We start from the raw sequence: 19,716 nt of genomic DNA on the forward strand, positions 1-19,716 counted from the left end.
GACTTATCTCCTAACGTCGCCCAGGAAACGTGTCTCACGCTCCGAGCGAATGGTGTTGTCTTGCTGAGACTGCAAGATAAAGGTAATCGATTGGCTGGGCTCTCGTAGCTCCGCCGGGTCGGCCAGGACGGTCACGATCTGGGTGCGTGTCTCACCGGCAGGCACTTCGATCGATGTGCGGTCCAGGGAGAGCGTCTCGAGCCCGGTCGCGCTCAGCTGATAGGTGTGGGCCCTATTGTCCAGATTGCGAATCGTCAGGTTGTAGACGTTGCTGACCTGACCGTCTCGCGTGATCTGGTAAAGCTGGGTGCGCTCCCGCTCGGCCTCGAAGCCCAGCGGCATGCGGTCGTTCACCGCCCAGGCGAACGTGGCGATCATGACCAGCAGCGCGGCCAGATAGCCCAGCAGGCGGGGGCGCAGCACATGGCTCTTCTTGCCTTCAAGCGCGTTCTCCGTGGTGTAACGAACCAGCCCGCGGGGGTAGCCCATGCGATCCATGACGCTGTCACAGGCATCGATACAGGCGGCGCAGGTGATGCATTCGTATTGAAGGCCGTCGCGAATATCGATCCCGGTAGGACATACCTGTACGCAAAGCTCGCAGTCGATACAGTCACCGTATCCTGCCGCCTGAGCCTGGGAGTGGCTGAGGGTCTTCTTGCGGTGGCCGCGTGGCTCCCCACGGGCCGCATCGTAGGAGACGATCAGCGTATTGCGGTCGAACATGACCGACTGAAAACGGGCGTAGGGGCACATGTAGATACACACCTGCTCACGCAGCCAGCCCGCATTCAGGTAGGTGAACACCAGGAAGAAGCCGACCCAGAAGTAGGACCAGCCGTGGGCCTCCAGCGTGGGCAGCTCGACCACCAGCGAACGAATGGGCGTGAAATAGCCCACGAAGGTCACGCCGGTGGCCAGAGCGATCAGCAGCCAAGCGCTGTGCTTGGCGGTCTTGCGCCACGCCTTGCTGGCGTCCATGGCCTGTTTGTCCAGCTTGATGCGCTGATGGCGGCTGCCTTCGATACGATGTTCCAGCCAGATGTACAGGAAGGTCCAGACGCTCTGCGGGCAGGTATAGCCGCACCAGACACGACCGGCAAACACCGTGATGAAAAACAGCCCAAAGGCACAGATGATCAATAGCCACGAGAGCAGCACGAACTCTTGCGGGTAGAAAGTGGCCGCAAAGATATGAAACTCACGCCCGGGCAGGTCGAACCATATGGCCGGTCGGTCTCCCCAGTTCAACCAGGGAAGTAGAAAAAAGGCCATCATCAGCGCCCAGTTGGCGCTGCGCCGGATCTTTTGAAACAGGCCTTTGATTTCACGCACGTAGATATGCCGCCGCTTGGCGTACATCTCCTGGGTCTCGTTCTGGCCAGGCGTGTGGTGCCCAACGGTTGGCGGCGTAATATCGTGGCTAGGTATTTTTTCCATGGCGGTGATCGCAGCTCAGTGAGGCAGACGTGGGCGGCAGCCGAGTGGTGGTTGCGGGCGTTGTAGCGTTATGCCGTGTCGCTAAATCTGTGTCGATAAACCTGTTTCGATAAACAATAGTGTAACGGATCGCCGAACGGCTGAGCGGTTGCTGGATGTAGAAAGGGTGCGGTATGAAACCGCACCCTTGGTACACGCTGGCGTCAAACGCCTGATAGCGGGATCAGTCGCGGAAGCGCAGGCTGTACACGTAAGCGGCCACCAGGTGGACGCGCTCTTCACCAATGTACGCCGCTTGAGCAGGCATGTGGCCGTTACGGCCATTGCGCAGCGTTTGGCGAATGGAGTCGGCAACGCTCTGACCCGGTGCCTGATACAGCCAGATATCGTTGGTCAGGTTGGGCGCGCCGAGTGCCGTGTTGCCGGTGCCGCTAGGCGTGTGACAGGCGGCACAAGCGGCCAGGTACGTGCTTTCACCGCTGGCGGCGCGCTCTTCGTCGTGCTCCAGGTTGGAGAGCGACAGCACGTACTGGGTCAGGTTCTCGATGTTGTTTTCACCGAGCTGCTGCCAGGAGGGCATCAGGCCGTTACGACCATTGTTCAGAGTCGCGAGAATGTTCTCGGGCTCGCCGCCATACAGCCAGTCGTCGTTGGTCAGGTTCGGGAAGCCGTAGCCGCCCTGCGCATTGGAGCCGTGACACACCGCGCAGTTGTTCAGGTAAATGCGCTCGGCCACCTGCATGGCCTCGGCATCCTGTGCCAGTTCGGGGATCGGCACTTCCTGGTACTGAGCAAAGATCGGTGTGAAGCGCTCGTTGGCCTGCGCCACTTCCTCTTCCCACTGGCCTTCCTGGGTCCAGCCCAGTACACCTGCATAGTTGCCCAGGCCTGGATAGAGCACCAGATAGCCCAGCGCAAAGACCACGGTCAGGATGAAGAGCTTGAACCACCATTGGGGCAGGGGGTTGTCGTACTCTTCAATGCCGTCAGCCGCATGGCCAGTGGTCTCTACGTTGCCATCAGCATCCGGGGTCTTGTCGGTGCGGCGGTTGGCCATGAGGATCCAAACGCTCAGCGCAATCGTGCCCAGAGTGATGACGATGATCCAGGCGCTCCAGAAGCTGGATAGGGAGTCACCCCATAAGTTATTCATCTATTCTTATCTCCCCTGTCGTGGCGGGAATCCGCTTCGCCCTCTGGCGAAGCATGCTTGTCACGGGTCGGTTGCTTATCGTTTTCATCGTCGGCAAAGGGCAGGTTGGCCGCTTCATCGAAGTCGGGTTTGCGCCGCCTGGAGTAGGCCCAGAAGAAGATGCCTACGAAAGCGACAATGAGAATGAACGTGATAAGTCCGCGGAAAGTTCCCGTATCCATAACTTAACGAGTGCCCTCGAGCACGGTTCCTAGCTGTTGTAGATAGGCCACCAGCGCAGTGATTTCCTGCTGGCCGCGTACTTCGGCGGTGGCGTTGGCGATATCTTCATCGGTGTAGGGAACGCCCAGCTGACGCAGCACGCGCATCTTGCGCGGTGTTGCTTCGCCATCCAGGGTGCGCTCGAACAGCCAGGGGTAAGCCGGCATGATGGACTCGGGCACGACATCGCGTGGGTTGTACATATGGGCGCGGTGCCAGTCATCGCTGTAGCGGCCGCCTACGCGCGCCAGGTCTGGCCCCGTACGCTTGGACCCCCACAGGAAGTTGTGCTCGTACACCTGCTCACCGGCCACGTTGTAGTGACCGTAGCGCTCGGTTTCGGCGCGGAACGGGCGAATCATCTGGGAGTGGCAGCCCACGCAGCCTTCGCGGCGGTAGATGTCTCGACCTTCCAGCTCCAGCGCGCTTAGCGGGCGCAGCCCCTCCACGGGCTCCGTCGTATCCTTTTGAAAGAACAGTGGCACGACTTCGGCCAGGCCGCCAAAGCTGATCGCAACCAGGATCAAGACGGCGAGTAGGCCAACGTTCTTTTCGACAATCTCATGTTTCATTGGTCTGAACTTCCCCGGTTTAAGCGGCTTGTGGTGCCGAGTAGCTGATGGCTTCACGACGCTTGACGGTCATGTACACGTTGTACGCCATGATCAGCATGCCGACTACCCAGAACAGACCGCCTATCAGGCGAACGAAGTAGCCTGGCCCGCTGGCCTCGACAGACTCAACGAAGGTGTACATCAGCGTGCCGTCGGCGTTGATGGCGCGCCACATCAGGCCCTGCATGATGCCGTTGACCCACATGGCGGCGATGTACAGTACGGTACCGATGGTGGCCAGCCAGAAGTGCACGGCGATCAGGCTGACGGAGTACATTTCGGTGCGGCCGAAGACCCGCGGAATCAGGTGGTACATGGAGCCGATGGTGATCATCGCTACCCAGCCCAGCGCCCCGGAGTGCACGTGGCCGATGGTCCAGTCGGTGTAGTGAGACAGCGCGTTGACGGTCTTGATGGCCATCATCGGGCCTTCGAAGGTCGACATGCCGTAGAACGACAGGGCCACGACCAGAAAGCGCAGGGTCGGGTCGGTGCGCAGTTTATGCCAGGCGCCCGACAGGGTCATCATGCCGTTGATCATGCCGCCCCAGGAGGGTGCCAGCAGGATGATCGACATGATCATGCCCAGCGACTGCGCCCAGTTGGGCAGGGCGGTGTAGTGCAGGTGGTGCGGGCCTGCCCACATATAGATCATGATCAGCGCCCAGAAGTGGACGATGGACAGACGGTAGGAGTAGATCGGACGCTCGGCCTGTTTCGGCACGAAGTAGTACATCATGCCCAAAAAGCCTGCCGTCAGGAAGAAGCCCACTGCGTTGTGGCCGTACCACCACTGCACCATGGCATCCACGGCACCCGCATAGATCGAGGTGGAGTACATCATGGTGACGGGAATGGCGGCGTTATTGACGATGTGCAGCACGGCAACGGTCAGGATGAACGCAGCAAAGAACCAGTTGGCCACATAAATATGTGACGTGGCGCGCTTCTTGATCGTCATCAGGAACACGATGGCATAGCTGATCCAGACAACGGCAATCAGAATATTGATTGGCCATTCCAGCTCAGCGTACTCTTTCGTGGTGGTGTAACCCAATGGCAGAGTCACCACGGCGGAAAGAATCACCGCCTGCCAGCCCCAGAAGGTGAACGCGGCGAGCTTGTCAGAGAACAGTCGCGTCTGACAGGTACGCTGAACGACGTAATAGGACGTCGCGAACAGCGCCGAGCCACCGAAGGCAAAGATGACGGCGTTAGTGTGTAACGGACGAAGACGCCCGAAGCTAGTCCAAGGTAAGCCGAGGTTCAGTTGCGGCCAAACCAGCTGGGAGGCGAGGATGACGCCAATCGTCATGCCCACGATGCCCCACACAACGGTCATGATCGCGAACTGCCGAACTACCTTGTAATTGTAGGTCGGGTGTTCCAGTGCTGTGCTCATTTCATGTTCCCATCGAACGCGGTTAGGGGGTAACCCGTAGCAGTGTGCATGCGCATTTTGCCCGGGTGCGGCCACCCGCTTGATGATGCAGGTCAAGATCCGGCCTAGATTCTAGCGCAGCCGAGGCATAAGCTGAACACGCCAATGGATGTAACGCTGAATTAACAGGAGTTGCCGTTGTCTCACTACGCTGGTTTGGGGTTCGAATGCCTGACCCCAGAGGCATTATCGGAACAGGTTGCCAGCCCCGCTGTTCAGCGCTTTAACGTGGAAGGTTATGGGCCGGTGAGCGTTTCTGGCCTGCCGAGGCAGGGCCGTGTGCTGTTGATGCACGGCGCTGGCGCCGGGCACTTATCCGACTTCATGCGTCAATTTGCCGCGACGCTGTCGCAGAATGAGGTGCAGGTATGGGCCATTGATCTGCCCTACATGCAGCAAATGAACGAGCAGGGCAAGCGCCGCCCGCCACCGCCCGTGCTGAAAAGCGTGGCCTGTGTCGCTCGCTGGTATTCTCTACTTGCGCCGCTGAACTCGCTTCCTTTGTGGGTGGGCGGCAAGTCCATGGGCGGACGCCTGGCGTCGTTGTTTGCCAGTGAGCAGCCGTGCCCGGGCGTGATTGCCGTGGGGTACCCGTTTCATCCGCCGAAAAAACCGGACGTGCTGCGTACAGAGCACTTTGCATCGTTGAGCTGCCCAATGCTGGTCATTCAGGGGGAGCGAGATCCTTTTGGCACCCGTGCGGAGGTGGAAAGCTACTCTCTGCCCGCTAGTGTACGGGTCGAATGGCTGGCCGAGGGGGACCATGATTTCACACCACGCAAATTATCCGGCCTCGAACAAAAGGTTTTGATTGACGAGGCGGCCCGGATTGCGGCATCCTTCGTCCGCGCTCAGGGAGCGGAAGTCGGTGATACGTGCAGCACACTGGTTTAAATGCAAAATTTAAACGTCTTGTGTTGACATTTGAACAGGCTTCTGTAGAATGCAGCGCCACGTGACCAGCGGGTGGTTAGCTCAGTTGGGAGAGCACCAGCCTTACAAGCTGGGGGTCACTGGTTCGAACCCAGTACCACCCACCATTGACATGGTGTCCTGGAAACGTAAGCAGCAAGTGATGCATTTGTGGACCGGTAGTTCAGTCGGTTAGAATGCCGGCCTGTCACGCCGGAGGTCGCGAGTTCGAGTCTCGTCCGGTCCGCCATCATCGCTCAATGTTGCACATCAGTTATCGTAATTCGGACCGGTAGTTCAGTCGGTTAGAATGCCGGCCTGTCACGCCGGAGGTCGCGAGTTCGAGTCTCGTCCGGTCCGCCACGATAACCTGAAGCAGTCGATTGATCAGCCATTGGCTGTCAATGATCGGGTGGTTAGCTCAGTTGGGAGAGCACCAGCCTTACAAGCTGGGGGTCACTGGTTCGAACCCAGTACCACCCACCATTCAAGCAGCGTGCATGGCGACTGAACCGCTTTGATAACGCCCTTGCAATGGTTTTGAAGTGCCTTAACGTGGACCGGTAGTTCAGTCGGTTAGAATGCCGGCCTGTCACGCCGGAGGTCGCGAGTTCGAGTCTCGTCCGGTCCGCCATTAAGCACTTATCGGTCATCAATGTGCATGAAAGCACGTCGATAAAGCCGAATACATTCCAAAAGCCCGGATCCTTGATCCGGGCTTTTTTGTCGTTTCTATTTCCAGATATCTATGTTCAGGCGCGCATGACGCCGTTTATCACGGCGTCATGCGGTGCTCAGTGGTCAGGCGATAGCGCTGACACCGGCTTTGGCGATCTGGACGTCCTGGTCCGGCTTGACGCCAGAAATCCCCACGGCACCCACGACCTGGCCATCCACGATGATCGGTACGCCGCCGGACAGCAGGCCCTGCAGCGGTGCCGAGACAAACGCCGTACGACCCCCGTTGATCATCTCTTCGAAGACTTGCGTCTCCTTACGGCCCAATGCCGCGCTGCGCGCTTTTTGGGTCGCTACTTCGGCGCTGAACGGGGCAGCGCCATCCAAACGACGCAGGGCCAGCAGGTGGCCGCCATCGTCGGTGACGGCAATGGTCACGGGCCAGCTGTTGCGGTCAGCTTCTTGCTGGGCAGCGTCCAGTACTTGAATGACGTCGGCTTGGCCTAAAACGGCTTTGGTTTGCATCAAAGTATCCTTCTTATCATGGGGGTTGAGACGCGGCGCCTGACGGGCAAGGCGTGATGCCAGCAGCCGCAATTATTTAGGTTATACCAGGGCAGCGTCCACGACTTCTACCCAGTGGCGGACTGGCGTGCGATTGGCACTGGCCAGATGCGTCTGACAGCCGATATTGGCGGTCACGATCACTTCGGGGTTGCCTGCTTCCAGAGCATTGAGTTTGTTGTCGCGCAGCTGGGTGGCGAGCTCCGGCTGCGTCACCGAGTAGGTGCCTGCGGAACCGCAGCACAGGTGGGCATCCTTGACCGGGGCCAGCGTAAAGCCGAGTTTGCCCAGCACGCTTTCCACCGCGCCGTTGAGCTTCTGGGCATGCTGCAGCGTACAGGGGCAGTGGAATGCCAGGCGCTGGTGCTCCTTGAGTTGCAGGGCCTCCAAAGGCTCGTCGCGCAGAATCTCGACGATATCCCTGGCCAGTGCGCTGACGCGCTGGGCCTTTGCCGCGTAGGCAGGGTCGTCCTTGAGCATGTCGGCATACTCTTTGACGAAGGCGCCGCAGCCGCTGGCGGTTTGCACGATGGCTTCGGCCCCTTGCTCGATGTGAGGCCACCAGGCGTCGATATTGGCGCGCATGCGCTGGCGACCGGCTTCCTGTGCATTGAGGTGGAAATCGATGGCACCGCAGCAGCCCGCTTCACTGATCGGTGTGACGCTGATGCCCAGGCGGTCGAGCAGACGAGCCGTCGCCGCATTGGTGTTGGGCGAGAGACCTGGCTGCACACAGCCTTCCAGGATCAATACCTTGCGCGCATGGCGCTGGCTGTCGGGGCGTTGACCTGCATCCACCGGAGCGGGCGGCATTTTGCTGCGCAGCTTGCCAGGCACCAGCGGTTTGAAGGTTTGCCCCAGACTCAGCAGCGCCTTGAAGCGCTTGGGGTCCACCAGCATTTTACGCAGGGCGTAGCGTTGGGCGCGTTCGGCGGCTGAGCGGGGCACGCGGCGCTCGATCTCGGCGCGTCCTATATCCAGCAGCTTGTGATACTCGACGCCCGAGGGGCAGGTGGTTTCACAGTTGCGGCAGGTCAGGCAGCGGTCGAGGTGCAGGCGAGTCTCTTCGGTGACCTGGTCATCGTCATCGCGGCTCTCCAGCAGCTCTTTCATCAGGTAGATACGCCCGCGCGGCCCGTCTCGCTCATCGCCCAGCAGCTGGTAAGTGGGGCAGGTGGCGTTACAAAAGCCGCAGTGTACGCAGGTGCGCAGAATGCGCTCGGCTTCCTGAATATGCGGTTTCTGGCGGTCGGCATCGGTAAAGTGCGTCTGCATGTCAGCTCTCCTGATTAAAATGCCGCATAAAGACGACCAGGATTGAAAATGCCGTAGGCATCCAGTTCGGCCTTCAGGTTGCGATGATACTTTTCCACGACTGAATTCAGTGGCGTGAACGGTGACTCCGCACCGCCCTGATGATGCGGGGTGTAGCAGGTGGCGTGGCCGCCTGCCTGCTGGCAGGCATCGCGCAGGGTTTGCGCGGGCAGTGGGGTTTTCACCCAGCGCTGGCTGCCGCCCCAGTCGTAGAAGATATCGCTTTCATCGACGGCAATTTCCAGCGGCGGCGTATGGGGCGGTAGCGACAGGCGCCACAGAGCTTGGCCCTCGGCCAGGTTGAAAAAGGCGTGCTGCAGGTCGCGTAGCTGCTGCCAGAAGTCTGCCGAGAGGGCGTCGCCGCCCAGCCGTTCTTTGGTCGCCTTGACCGAGCTTTCGCCGCCTTCCAGGCGAATGAACAGCTCGCCCGCGTGCCAGGCCGCAGCGGTGATCGGCAGCGGCTGGCGGCCCAGCTCGGAGAGCTTTGCCAGGGCGTCTTCCAGACCCATGGAGAGGCGCAGGCTATGGCTGGCGGTGGGAATCGGCAGCACCTTGAAAGAGATATCGGCCAGTACGCCCAGCGTGCCCTGGGCGCCGGTCATCATGCGGGAGAGATCGTAGCCCGCCACGTTCTTCATGACTTCGCCGCCAAAGCGCAGCAGTTTGCCTTCCTGGGTGATTACCCGGGTGCCCAGCACGAAATCCCTGGCAGCCCCGGCCCAGGGGCGGCGGGGGCCGGACATGCCAGTGGCGACCGCACCGCCAATGGTGCTGGCTTCGCCAAAGATCGGTGGCTCGAAAGGCAGCATCTGATGCTTCTCGGCAAGTGCTGCGTTCAGCGCGTCAAGCCGTGTGCCGGCCCGCACGGTCACCACCAGCTCCACGGGGTCGTAGGAGACGATGCCGCGATGGGCAGCGACATTGAGCTCCGCGCCTTCTACCGGGCGGCCATAGAAAGCCCGGGTGTTTCCCGCCACGATGCGTAGCGGGGTGCGATCGGCGTAGGCGCTGCGCACCTGTTCGCACAGTTCAGCGGCGATATCCTGGTCAGCGTGTATCGCTAGTTCGGTCATGGTCGGTCCTTGTGGCATCAGAAGCGTGGCAGCTCCGGATGCGGTAACTCGTTGTTATGTACATGCATGGCGCCAAATTCGGCGCAGCGCGCCAGGGTCGGAATGTTCTTCCCCGGATTGAGCAGCCGTTGCGGGTCGAAGGCCGCTTTCAGAGCGTGAAAGACCGTCAGTTCGTCGGGCTGAAACTGGCTGCACATCTGATTGATCTTCTCGCGCCCCACGCCGTGCTCGCCGGTAATCGAGCCTCCTGCGGCAACGCACAGCTCCAGGATCTTGCCGCCAACGTCTTCCGCCAGGGCCAGCTCACCCTCTTTGTTGGCATCGAACAGAATCAGCGGGTGCATATTGCCATCGCCCGCGTGAAACACGTTGGCCACGGCCAGGCCACTCTCCTCGGAAAGCGCGGCAATGCCCTTGAGTACCCGGGGCAGCTCGCGGCGGGGAATGGTGCCATCCATGCAGTAGTAGTCCGGTGACATGCGGCCTACCGCTGGGAAAGCGTTCTTGCGCCCGGCCCAGAATTTGGCGCGCTCGGCTTCGTCCCGGGCCTGTTGAATATGGGTGGCCCCGGCCGTTTCCAGTACCCGGCGAACGGTCTCGCAGTCGTCGTCCACGTCTGCTTCGACGCCGTCCAGCTCGCAGAGCAGAATGGCTTCGGCCTCCACTGGGTAGCCCGCCTTGATGAAGTCTTCTGCGGCCTGAATGGCGAGCTTGTCCATCATTTCCAGGCCACCGGGAATGATCCCGGCGGCAATGATGTCACCCACTGCGCGACCTGCCTTTTCGATATCGTCGAAGCTGGCCATGAGGACCTTGGCGGTTTCCGGCTTGGGTAACAGTTTGACGGTAATCTCCGTGACCACCCCCAGCATGCCTTCGGAGCCGTTCATCAGCGCGAGCAGATCAAAGCCTGGCGCATCCAGTGCTTCGGAGCCCAGCGTCATGTGCTCGCCTTCGATGGTCAGTACGTCCACGCGCAGTACGTTGTGCACGGTCAGGCCATACTTGAGGCAGTGCACGCCACCGGCATTTTCGGCGACGTTACCGCCAATGGAGCAGGCAATCTGAGAAGACGGGTCGGGCGCGTAATACAGGCCATAGGGCGCCGCCGCCTCGGAAATCGCCAGGTTGCGAACGCCGGGTTGTACCCTGGCCAGACGGGCATCGGGGTCGACGCTGATGATCTGATTGAAGCGCGACATGACCAGCAGCACGCCTTGTTCCAGGGGCAGGGCGCCGCCGGAAAGCCCGGTGCCTGCGCCGCGGGTCACCACCGGTACGCCCAGGGCGTGACAGCGCTTGAGCAGGCCTTCCACCTGGGCCAGCGTTTCCGGCAGGGCGACCAGCATGGGCAGCACCCGATAAGCCGCCAGGCCATCGCATTCGAATGGGCGCAGGTCTTCTTCGCGGTGCAGCAGGGTCAAGGTAGGCACAGCGCTTTGCAGGTCGCTGAGCACCTCGGCTTTATCACGGTGGACGAGCTCGCCATCGAGGCGCTCGTCGAACAGGATATTCATCGCGACATCCTTCATTTTTATCGTTGAACAGAGCAGCAGGTTGCCGCCGCTTGACGCCAATCTGAGCTTTTTTCAGGCGCCTGTCCAGCCTGTGGTGCAGTGGTCTGACCAGTAATTGGTCGATAGTCGCAAGGTTCATGGCATACTCACCCCAAACAGCTACTTGGTCTTACCGCCAGGAGGCGTTATGGCTCAAGCAGAGAGGAGGGCAAGTGGTACTCAACAACGATGACATCGCCATGGGCAAACGCACGCCCGAGCACGTGGCGGCCAGGCTGGAAGAGCTGATTCTCGAGGGAGTCTTTCGACCGGGCCAACTGCTGCCTTCCGAGCGGCGGCTATGTGAGCGTCTGGGCGTTTCTCGTGCCTCCCTGCGTGAGGGGCTGAGGATCTTGCGCAGCAAGGGCATCATCAACACTCGCCAGGGCCATGGTTCCACCGTGGCGTCCCTGTTGCCGAGCCAGCACCAGAGCCCGCTGATGCATCTGTTCCGCGACCATCCGCGGACGCTGTTCGACCTGCTGGAAGTGCGCGCGCTGCTGGAGGGCGAGTCGGCCTATCTGGCGGCTCGGCGTGGCACGTCCATGGACCGCGTGCTGATCACGCGCCGCTATCGTGAGATGGCCGAATACGCTGCCCAGACGGATACCCTGGAAGTCGAGCAGTTGGCGCGGCTGGACCACGCGTTTCATCTGGCCATCTCCCAGGCCTCCCACAACCCCGTGCTGGTGCATACGCTGCAAGGGTTGACCGATCTGCTGCTCAGCTCGGTCTTTGCATCGGTCAAGCACCTCTACCACCGGCCCGGCCCCAGAGAGATGATCAATCAACAGCACGCACGCCTGCATGACTCGGTAGTCAGCGGCCACGCCGAGCAGGCGCGGCAGATTGCGCTGGAGCACCTCACCAGCATCAGTGAACTACTGAGAGAGCTGGAGGCGGAGCACGATCGCCTGGAGCGCTCCGCCATGCGTCTGGATCAGTGGCAGTAATCATGACACTCTCCATGAGCGAATAACCAACAAAAGGAGCCTCACGTGGCCATCTATCAATTTGGCGAGCATCGGCCCGCTATTCATGAAGACGTATACATTGCCGACACGGCGGACGTCATCGGTCAGGTTACCCTGAAGGCACGCGCCAGCGTGTGGTATCAGGCGGTACTGCGCGGCGATAGCGATCATCTGGAAATCGGTGAAGAGAGCAACATTCAGGATGGCGCCGTGCTGCACGCGGACCCCGGCTACCCGCTGAAGGTGGGAAAAGGGGTGACCGTCGGGCACCAGGCGATGCTGCATGGCTGTACCGTGGGGGATGGCTGCTTGATCGGCATTCAGGCGGTCGTGCTCAACGGCGCCGTGATTGGCGAGAACAGCCTGGTAGGCGCAGGGGCCTTCATCAAGGAAGGGGCGGTCTTTCCGCCAAACTCGCTGATTGTCGGCTCGCCTGCCAAAGTGGTCAGGGAGCTGTCGGCAGAGGCGGTGGAAGCGCTGAAGCTGAATGCACAAAGCTATGTGATACGAGGCCAGCAACACGCTGACTCGCTCAAGCGCATCGATTGAGCCTGACTGAAACTGAAAACGCCCACCCCAGGCATGGCCTGAGGGTGGGCGAGGTGGTCTGATCCGAACTGAGGTTACATCAGCGGGTCAGTGATACCCAGCACGTAGAACGCGATCAGCGCGATGATGCCGGTGAATACCAGGTAGTAGATGGTCGGAATGATCGTTTTACGAATCGTGGTGCCTTCGCGGCCCAGCAGGCCAACGGTTGCCGAGGCGGCGACCACGTTGTGAATGGCGATCATGTTACCCGCTGCAGCACCCACCGCTTGAAGGGCGACCATGACGGCGGTTGAGAGTCCCAGGGTTTGCGCAATGCTGAACTGGAACTCGGCCAGCATCAGGTTGGAAACCGTGTTGGAACCGGCGATGAAAGCGCCCATGGCGCCCACGGCGGGAGCAAAGAAGGGATAGACACCACCCACGCCGTTGGCGACGGCCTGAGCCATCATGACGGGCATGGAGACCAGGTCTGCGCCATTGACGCCCGAGTTGATCAGGATGCGCACCATCGGCACGGTGAAGATGAGTACGAAACCCGCACCAAAAATGGTCTTGGTGGACTCTGAAACCGCAGCGCTCATCTGGCGCGGATTCATCTTGTGCAGGAAGTAGGTCACGAACACCACGGCTAGAATGATGCCGCCCGGCAGGTAGAGCGGCTGGAGGCCGCCGCTGACGCCGGTTTCACCGAAAATGTTGGTCCAGTTCAGGTTCACGGAAGTCAGTGCCACACGCAGGGGCTCGACGGTACGGGAGGCCACCAGGAAGATCGCCAGCAGTACATAGGGAATCCAGCCTTTAAGCGTCGAAATCGGCGTCTTGCCTACCACGTCATCCAGCTTGATCTGCAGATTGCCGATCCACTCATCCGGCCAGGAGGTGGCTTCCGGGAAATCCCAGGTGTCTTTCGGCAGCAGGAACCCTTTACGCGCGGCGGGTACGACAATGGCCAGACCGACCATGGCACCGATCATCGAGGGGAACTCTGGCCCCAGGAAGACGCCTACCAGCATGTAAGGCACGACGAACGCGATGCCCGTGAAAATGGCGAACGGAGCAATGGACAGCCCCTCTTTCCAGGAGCGGTTGGCGCCAAAGAAGCGCACCATGATCAGCACCAGGATCAACGGCATGAGAATACCCACGATGCCGTGAGTGATCGCCGTGGTGCTGGTGACCTGTTGGAAGAAGGCTTCCCAGGTGGAGCCGTTGGCTTCCAGCTGCGCCGTGATACCGGCACGGTCCAGGCCGCTGCCTACGCCCACTACAATCGGGGTGCCCACTGCGCCAAACGATACCGGGGTCGACTGAATCATCATGCCTACCACGACGGCTGCCAGCGCCGGGAAGCCCAGGGCGACCATCAGCGGTGCAGCCACGGCGGCAGGAGTACCAAAGCCTGAAGCACCTTCGATAAAGCAGCCAAACAGCCACGCGACGATCAGCGCCTGCACACGACGGTCCGGGCTGATGCCTGAAAAGCCGTTACGAATGGCCGTGATGCCACCGGAGTGCTTGAGGGTGTTCAGCAGCAGGATGGCGCCAAAGATGATCCACAGCAGACCAGCGGTCTGGATCAACCCTTGAACGGTGGATGCCGCGACACGGCTGAACGACATGTCCCATGCGGTCAGGCCGATAATGGCGGCGGTGAGGAAAACGATCGGCATTGCTATCTTGGCGGGGATTTTAAAGCCTATGAGCAATATCCCGGCCAGCAACAGCGGCAGAAATGCCAGAAGAGCTAATATATTTTCATTCATGGGAGGAACGGCCCCTTGTTATTGATTTGGTGTGCTCCGCGAAAGCCAACGCATCATTTTCAATGATAGTTGGGACAGCGTGAAAGATACGGTCAGGCGCCCGGAATGACTATATTGGAAAATTGGTCTTACCAGTGAGGAGGGCTTTTTTTATCCTGGCTCATGGCATTTTTTTAGTATCAAGTAGTTGTTATTCATTGCTTTTTTAATGCTTTTAGAAAGCCCCGTGACGACATTGTTATTAGACTAATAGACAGTTCAGTGACGGCGTAAAAAGGCAGTACACAGAGAAGGGCGCTCTATGCCTAGCGCAGGGACTGTGACAACGTAGCGCGTAGGCGCAATCTTTACCTCTTTTCAGGAGTCGTTCGACCATGGCCATCACGCTTTATGATTTGTGCGGTCGCGATGATCGCTTGAGATTTTCTCCCTACTGCTGGCGCGTGCGCATGGCACTTGCTCACAAAGGGCTGGCATACACTACGGTGGCCTGGCGGTTTCAGCAGAAAGAGGCGCTGGCATTTGCCCACTACGACAAGGTGCCGGTGTTGACCGATGGCGACACGGTGGTCACCGACAGCTTCGACATCCTGCGCTACCTGGATACCACTTACCCTGAGGCTCCGGTGCTGGGCGATGGACTGGGCTTGCAGCGTGTCACGCTATTCAAGCAACTGGTGGACCGCAGCATTACGCCCGCGCTGTTTCGTATCGTGGTGCTGGATCTGCTGGAAGCCATTCACCCGGAGGATAGGGAGTACTTCCGCACCACCCGTGAAGCGCGCTTTGGGGCCAGCCTCGAGGCGGTTCACGACCCCGATAAAGGCCGCCAGCAGCTGCACCAGGCGCTGGTACCCGTCAGTGCGCAACTCAAGGAGATGCCTTTCCTCGATGGTGACTCCCCTGCCGGAGCAGATTACCTGCTGTTCGGCAGCATGATGTGGGCCTATAGCGTCTCGACCGAAACGCTGGTAGAGGAGCGTGACCCCGTGGCCGGATGGTTCCAGCGCATGCTGGCGGTACACGATGGCGTGGCGGGCAAGGCCATGACCATTCGTGATCTATACTAGGCAAAGCGGTAATCGCCGCTGACATTCACAGGCAACATGAAGGGCCACACCCTGTATGGGCACGCCCTTCATGGACAAGGAGATGGCAATGATTGACCTGTATTACTGGACAACGCCCAACGGCCACAAAATCTCCATCATGCTTGAAGAAGCGAAGCTCGCCTATCGTGTAAAGCCCATCAATATCGGGCGAGGCGAGCAGTTCGACCCCGAATTCCTGGCCATTGCGCCCAATAATCGCATTCCTGCCATCGTCGACCATGCCCCGCGCGACGGGGGGCAGCCTATGGCGCTGTTCGAATCAGGGGCGATTCTGGAGTACCTGGCAGACAAGAGCGGTCAGTTCCTGCCAGCAGAAGGGCGCGAGCGCTATGTGGTACTGCAGTGGCTGCACTGGCAGATGGGTGGGCTAGGCCCCATGGCCGGGCAAAATCATCACTTCTGCCACTATGCGCCCCACAAGATCGACTACGCCATCGAGCGCTACGTGCGTGAAACCAATCGGCTTTATAGTGTGCTGGATCAGCGTCTTTCTCAGCAGCACTATGTGGGCGGCGACCGTTACTCGATTGCCGACATGGCTATCTACCCGTGGATCGTGCCCTGGGAAAAACAGCGCCAGACGCTGGAGGAGTTTCCCGACCTGGAGCGCTGGTTCGAAGAGCTTTCCCAGCGTCCCGCCATTCGCAAAGCCTATGCATTGGTCGAGGATGTGAACCCCCAGGCAGGTGCTCCCATGGATGACCTGGCGCGTAAGCACTTGTTCGGTAACCGCTAGTAATGATTAACCGCGAGTGAGCTATTGGCCGTGCGAGTGAGGCGTGGGTGATGGTGAAAAAAATCATGTTGCGCTGCACAAAAAGCGCTGCTAGCTTTGATATTAGCAACGGCAACCGCCCATCAAGATGCGCCGTTGAGCGCATCGTACCGCTAGCTCACTCAAGGAGATTTAGTGATGAACAAGACAGCAGAAAAAACCAGCCAGCAGTTTGAGTCCGTGTTTGTTTCCCCCATGCGCTCTTACACACTGGCAGCGCTGGACTACTACGAGCAGCTGGTCGGCGCTCAAATGGATGCTGCACGCGCCTATTCCGACATGACCATCGCCCAGGCGCGCACCTGGCTCGACGTCAAGGACGCCGATAGCTTCAAGAAAGCCATGGAAAGCCAGCAGAAAGCGGCCAGCGACATGATGGAGCGCATGAAAGGTGACTCCGAAAAAGTGACCTCTATCAGCCAGGGCTTCCTGCAGGAAAGTCAGAAAATGGCGGAAGAGACCACCAAGAAAGCAGCCGATACTGCCAAATCGTAACGGTTGCTCCATGAAAATGCCGCGCCCTGAAGCGCGGCATTTTTTTATCCAGAGAACGGGCGTTAGGTGGCGTCGCCTGCACGCGCTCTCAGCCGAAACCGTGCAATCCTGATGATTTGCTCGATGGCCGTTTTTCTTTCTTGTACCGGATCGTTGTCCAGGCGCTTTTCAAAGGCCTCCAGAATGGCATAGCGGTCCAGGCCCTTGACGGCAATCACGAAGGGAAAGCCAAATTTCTCCTGATAAGCGGCGTTCAACTGCTCGAAGCGGGCAAACTCTTCCGGTGAACACTGATCGAGCCCAGCACCGGCCTGTTCGCTAGTAGAGTCGTGGGTCAGCTCCCCGGCCAGCGCGGCTTTGCCGGCCAGATCAGGGTGTGCCTGAATGACGGCCGTCTGCTGCTCGGGAGATGCCTGTTGAAGCATCTTGCCCATCAGTTCGGCCAGCGCATCCGGGGCGTCGTGAGTCTCTTCCAGGCCGTGTTGCCAGGCGGCCTTGGCCACCCAGGGAGAGTGTTCATAGACATCGCCATAGTGGGCCACGAAGGTTTCCAGGCTGCTTTGGCTCGGGGCAGGGGACAGTCGCAAAGGCGTTTCAGTCGGCACAAGGGTTCTCCAAGCGTGCGAAAAGGGAATTGCTGTATACAATAAATAGCATCAACGGTACTCTTTGACCAATAGGTCAAACCTGCCAACAACACCAATAACCCTGCCAATATGAGGAGTGACGATGGGACGCTTGACTACCCACGTGCTGGATACCGCCAAAGGGCAGCCCGGTCAGGGCATCATCATCGAGGTCTTTCGGTTGACCGGTGGCCAGCGCGAGCCGTTAGCGACCACCGTCACCAACAGCGACGGCCGCTGTGATGCGCCGCTGTTGGAAGGCGCGGCGCTGACCGCTGGCGAATATGAGCTAGTGTTCCATGCGGGAGACTATCTACGCCAGCAGGGGGTCGAGGCTGCCGAGCCCCGCTTCCTGGACGTCATCCCGCTGCGCTTTGGCGTGGCCGATGCCAGCCAGCATTACCACGTACCGCTGCTGCTCTCGCCGTATGGCTACTCGACCTATCGCGGTAGCTGAGGGGGCTTCACATGCAAGCGTATACTATCGAATTTGCCAACCTGCTGCTGCGCTGGCTCCACGTGATCGCCGCCATTGCCTGGATCGGAGAGTCGATCTATTTCGTCATGCTGGATAACAGCCTGCGCACGCCCAAGGCTCAGGAAGATCGTGACAAGGGCGTGTTTGGTGAGATGTGGGCGGTGCATGGCGGTGGTTTCTATCATAACCAGAAATACGCCACGGCCCCTGCCAAGCTCCCCAACGACCTGCACTGGTCGTTCTGGAAAGCCTACACCACATGGCTCTCTGGCTTTGCGCTGTTCGTCATTCTTTATATGGTCAATCCGGGCTTCTACCTGGTCAACTCCAACAGCAACTGGGCCTGGGCGGCCAACCTCACCGGTTGGCAAGCCAACCTGCTGGCATTGGGCTTCCTGCTGGGCGGCTGGGTGGTCTATAACGAGCTTTGCAAGCGTATCAGCCCGGATATGCAGCGTGACGGCCTGCTGAGCATTGCCGTGGCGGTGATGATGGTGGTCGTGGCGTATTTGAGCACCCAGATGTTCACCGGGCGGGCCGCCTTTCTGCTCACCGGGGCCGTCATGGCCACGGCCATGTCGGCCAACGTCTTCTTCTGGATCATTCCCGGCCAGCGCCGCATGGTCAAGGCCATGAAAGCCGGAGAGGCCCCCAACCCGCTAGATGGCAAGCGCGGCAAGCAGCGCTCGGTGCACAACACCTACTTCACGCTGCCGGTGGTGCTGCTGATGGTGAGTAATCACTACTCTTTTCTATACTCCCATGAGCAGGCCTGGATCGTCATGGCCCTGTTCATCTTTGCTGGCGCGTTGATTCGTCAGTTCTTCGTGCTGATGCATGCGGGCAAGGTCCAGCCTGCCTATCCTGCGATAGGTGTAGGGCTCATTCTGCTGGCGTTCTGGGTAGCAGCCCCCAGCCCGCGCGCCGCCGTGGAAAGTACCAGCGCGGCCCCCGACCAGGCTCAGGTCACCGCTCTGGTGGAGCAGCACTGCACCCTGTGTCATGCGCGTAACCCTGAGCACGCCGGGTTCTCCGCGCCACCTGCGGGCTACGCCTTCGATCACTGGGAAGAGATACTGGGCCACAAGGCGCAGATTCAGCGGGTCGTCGACACTCGCTACATGCCGCTGGGCAATATCACCAACATGAGTGACGAAGAGCGCGATATCATAGCGGCCTGGGAGGAGTAAATCGGTTCGCAGAGAGGAGACCCCATGAGCGAAGCGCAGACGGCGTTGAAACGGCGGCCCACGGAAAAAGAGGGTGACGAGCGCCACGAAGCCATTTACCGGGCAGTGAGCGATGCCATCGTGGAGCAACGCCTCAAGCCGGGTGCCCGGCTGCGCGAAGATGCCCTGGCAGAGGTGTTTGGCATCAGCCGCACGGGGATCCGTAAAATCCTGCAGCGGCTGGCGCTGGAGCAACTGGTGACCCTGACGCCGCGCCGTGGGGCCAGCGTGACGCGCCCTACCGCCGATGAAGCCAAGGACGTGTTCGATGCACGCCAGCTCATCGAGTGCGGCTTGATGCCGGACGTGGCAAGGCGCATGGATGCCAAGGCGGCTGCCGAGCTGCGAGACATGGCCAGGCAGGAGCGACAGGCCCTGCGCAGCGGCCAGCAAAGCGTGGCCATCCGTCTCTCGGCCGATTTCCACGTGCGCCTGGCGCAGCTCTCCGGCAACGCCACCCTGGCGGAATTCGTCGAGCGCCTCTGCTCGCGCTCTTCACTGATCCTCGCCGTGTATGGGCATCGCGGCCACCTGGGCTGCGAGTCCCACGACCATGACGACCTGATCGGCTACCTGGAAGCAGGCAATGGCGAACGCGCCAAGGCCTTCATGAGCCGTCACCTCAAGGCCATCGAAGCGTCGCTGTCCATGGTCGAGGAGGAAGAAAATGTGCCGGACTTGCAGCAGATTTTTGGCGCATAGCGAC

The 19,716-nt window shown here is 60.0% G+C and carries 20 protein-coding genes and 5 tRNA genes; 14 read left to right on the plus strand and 11 right to left on the minus strand.

All coding sequences use genetic code 11. The features are described 5' to 3' along the window. Positions 1–3: 3 nt before the first annotated feature. The 5 genes from ccoG to ccoN all read right to left on the minus strand — a co-directional run bounded on the left by ccoG (position 4) and on the right by ccoN (position 4,870). The gene (gene ccoG / locus HSS18214_RS0115490) at positions 4–1,440 is read right to left on the minus strand and encodes a cytochrome c oxidase accessory protein CcoG (RefSeq protein ID WP_026001983.1); all 1,437 of its coding nucleotides are present in this window, start codon (positions 1,438–1,440) and stop codon (positions 4–6) included. 223 nt (positions 1,441–1,663) lie between these two features. After that, positions 1,664–2,593 carry a cytochrome-c oxidase, cbb3-type subunit III gene (gene ccoP / locus HSS18214_RS0115495; RefSeq protein WP_016916186.1) on the minus strand — a complete coding sequence of 310 codons (930 nt, stop codon included), beginning with the start codon at positions 2,591–2,593 and terminating at the stop codon, positions 1,664–1,666. After that, positions 2,590–2,814: a CcoQ/FixQ family Cbb3-type cytochrome c oxidase assembly chaperone gene (locus HSS18214_RS0115500; RefSeq protein ID WP_016916187.1), complete on the minus strand. Its 225-nt coding sequence runs from the start codon at positions 2,812–2,814 to the stop codon at positions 2,590–2,592. Before HSS18214_RS0115500 ends, ccoP begins: the two co-directional genes overlap by 4 nt. 3 nt (positions 2,815–2,817) lie before the next feature. Beyond that, complete coding sequence (gene ccoO, locus HSS18214_RS0115505; RefSeq protein ID WP_016916188.1) at positions 2,818–3,426, minus strand: cytochrome-c oxidase, cbb3-type subunit II; 609 nt, start codon at positions 3,424–3,426, stop codon at positions 2,818–2,820. A 19-nt stretch (positions 3,427–3,445) separates the two neighbouring features. Continuing rightward, positions 3,446–4,870, minus strand: coding sequence for a cytochrome-c oxidase, cbb3-type subunit I (gene ccoN, locus HSS18214_RS0115510; protein WP_016916189.1), 1,425 nt, complete (start codon positions 4,868–4,870; stop codon positions 3,446–3,448). Positions 4,871–5,047: 177 nt separating this feature from the next. On the opposite strand from ccoN, the gene HSS18214_RS0115515 reads away from it, so the two are divergent. From HSS18214_RS0115515 to HSS18214_RS0115540, 6 genes are all read left to right on the plus strand, one after another. After that, entirely contained in the window at positions 5,048–5,803 is a 756-nt protein-coding gene (locus HSS18214_RS0115515; protein ID WP_016916190.1) for an alpha/beta family hydrolase, read from the plus strand. Between the two features lie 70 nt (positions 5,804–5,873). After that, a tRNA-Val gene (locus tag HSS18214_RS0115520) sits at positions 5,874–5,949 on the plus strand. Positions 5,950–5,994: 45 nt separating this feature from the next. Continuing rightward, positions 5,995–6,071 (plus strand) — tRNA-Asp (locus HSS18214_RS0115525). Between the two features lie 36 nt (positions 6,072–6,107). Further along, positions 6,108–6,184, plus strand: a tRNA-Asp gene (locus HSS18214_RS0115530). Between the two features lie 47 nt (positions 6,185–6,231). Then, positions 6,232–6,307: transfer RNA gene (locus HSS18214_RS0115535), tRNA-Val, on the plus strand. A 71-nt stretch (positions 6,308–6,378) separates the two neighbouring features. Next, positions 6,379–6,455: transfer RNA gene (locus HSS18214_RS0115540), tRNA-Asp, on the plus strand. 167 nt (positions 6,456–6,622) lie between these two features. On the opposite strand, the gene HSS18214_RS0115545 is transcribed toward HSS18214_RS0115540, so the two are convergent. The 4 genes from HSS18214_RS0115545 to glcD form a co-directional block, all read right to left on the minus strand. Then, positions 6,623–7,024, minus strand: coding sequence for a heme-binding protein (locus HSS18214_RS0115545; RefSeq protein WP_016916191.1), 402 nt, complete (start codon positions 7,022–7,024; stop codon positions 6,623–6,625). Between the two features lie 81 nt (positions 7,025–7,105). Next, positions 7,106–8,338: a glycolate oxidase subunit GlcF gene (gene glcF, locus HSS18214_RS0115550; RefSeq protein ID WP_016916192.1), complete on the minus strand. Its 1,233-nt coding sequence runs from the start codon at positions 8,336–8,338 to the stop codon at positions 7,106–7,108. Between the two features lie 14 nt (positions 8,339–8,352). Further along, complete coding sequence (gene glcE / locus HSS18214_RS0115555; protein ID WP_016916193.1) at positions 8,353–9,450, minus strand: glycolate oxidase subunit GlcE; 1,098 nt, start codon at positions 9,448–9,450, stop codon at positions 8,353–8,355. Positions 9,451–9,467: 17 nt separating this feature from the next. Continuing rightward, positions 9,468–10,967: a glycolate oxidase subunit GlcD gene (glcD, locus tag HSS18214_RS0115560; protein WP_016916194.1), complete on the minus strand. Its 1,500-nt coding sequence runs from the start codon at positions 10,965–10,967 to the stop codon at positions 9,468–9,470. 212 nt (positions 10,968–11,179) lie between these two features. On the opposite strand from glcD, the gene glcC reads away from it, so the two are divergent. Together glcC and HSS18214_RS0115570 are read left to right on the plus strand one after the other, a co-directional pair. Continuing rightward, on the plus strand, positions 11,180–11,959 hold the full coding sequence (glcC, locus tag HSS18214_RS0115565) for a transcriptional regulator GlcC (protein WP_016916195.1): 780 nt from the start codon (positions 11,180–11,182) through the stop codon (positions 11,957–11,959). A gap of 45 nt (positions 11,960–12,004) precedes the next feature. Next, positions 12,005–12,529 (plus strand): gamma carbonic anhydrase family protein, encoded by a 525-nt coding sequence (locus HSS18214_RS0115570; protein ID WP_016916196.1) that lies wholly within the window; start codon positions 12,005–12,007, stop codon positions 12,527–12,529. A gap of 74 nt (positions 12,530–12,603) precedes the next feature. Here the strand turns inward: HSS18214_RS0115570 and HSS18214_RS0115575 are convergent, their stop codons facing one another. Next, the gene (locus HSS18214_RS0115575) at positions 12,604–14,295 is read right to left on the minus strand and encodes an L-lactate permease (protein WP_026001985.1); all 1,692 of its coding nucleotides are present in this window, start codon (positions 14,293–14,295) and stop codon (positions 12,604–12,606) included. Positions 14,296–14,669: 374 nt separating this feature from the next. Here HSS18214_RS0115575 and HSS18214_RS0115580 point away from each other — a divergent pair, with 374 nt between their 5' ends. The 3 genes from HSS18214_RS0115580 to HSS18214_RS0115590 all read left to right on the plus strand — a co-directional run bounded on the left by HSS18214_RS0115580 (position 14,670) and on the right by HSS18214_RS0115590 (position 16,677). After that, entirely contained in the window at positions 14,670–15,365 is a 696-nt protein-coding gene (locus HSS18214_RS0115580) for a glutathione S-transferase family protein (RefSeq protein ID WP_016916198.1), read from the plus strand. An 88-nt stretch (positions 15,366–15,453) separates the two neighbouring features. Further along, complete coding sequence (locus HSS18214_RS0115585) at positions 15,454–16,143, plus strand: glutathione binding-like protein (protein ID WP_016916199.1); 690 nt, start codon at positions 15,454–15,456, stop codon at positions 16,141–16,143. A 177-nt stretch (positions 16,144–16,320) separates the two neighbouring features. Beyond that, entirely contained in the window at positions 16,321–16,677 is a 357-nt protein-coding gene (locus tag HSS18214_RS0115590; RefSeq protein WP_016916200.1) for a phasin family protein, read from the plus strand. 62 nt (positions 16,678–16,739) lie between these two features. Here HSS18214_RS0115590 and uraD read toward each other — a convergent pair whose 3' ends face one another. After that, positions 16,740–17,282 (minus strand): 2-oxo-4-hydroxy-4-carboxy-5-ureidoimidazoline decarboxylase, encoded by a 543-nt coding sequence (gene uraD, locus HSS18214_RS0115595; RefSeq protein ID WP_016916201.1) that lies wholly within the window; start codon positions 17,280–17,282, stop codon positions 16,740–16,742. A 124-nt stretch (positions 17,283–17,406) separates the two neighbouring features. Here uraD and uraH point away from each other — a divergent pair, with 124 nt between their 5' ends. The 3 genes from uraH to HSS18214_RS0115610 are packed head-to-tail and all read left to right on the plus strand — an operon-like array spanning position 17,407 to position 19,712. Continuing rightward, on the plus strand, positions 17,407–17,760 hold the full coding sequence (uraH, locus tag HSS18214_RS0115600; protein WP_016916202.1) for a hydroxyisourate hydrolase: 354 nt from the start codon (positions 17,407–17,409) through the stop codon (positions 17,758–17,760). Positions 17,761–17,771: 11 nt separating this feature from the next. After that, on the plus strand, positions 17,772–18,971 hold the full coding sequence (locus tag HSS18214_RS0115605; protein WP_016916203.1) for a urate hydroxylase PuuD: 1,200 nt from the start codon (positions 17,772–17,774) through the stop codon (positions 18,969–18,971). Positions 18,972–18,995: 24 nt separating this feature from the next. Beyond that, positions 18,996–19,712 (plus strand): GntR family transcriptional regulator, encoded by a 717-nt coding sequence (locus HSS18214_RS0115610; protein ID WP_016916204.1) that lies wholly within the window; start codon positions 18,996–18,998, stop codon positions 19,710–19,712. Positions 19,713–19,716 lie beyond the last annotated feature (4 nt).

Origin of the sequence: Vreelandella stevensii S18214 (assembly GCF_000275725.1) — a bacterium.
In the GTDB taxonomy this organism is placed as follows: Bacteria; Pseudomonadota; Gammaproteobacteria; order Pseudomonadales; family Halomonadaceae; genus Vreelandella; species Vreelandella stevensii.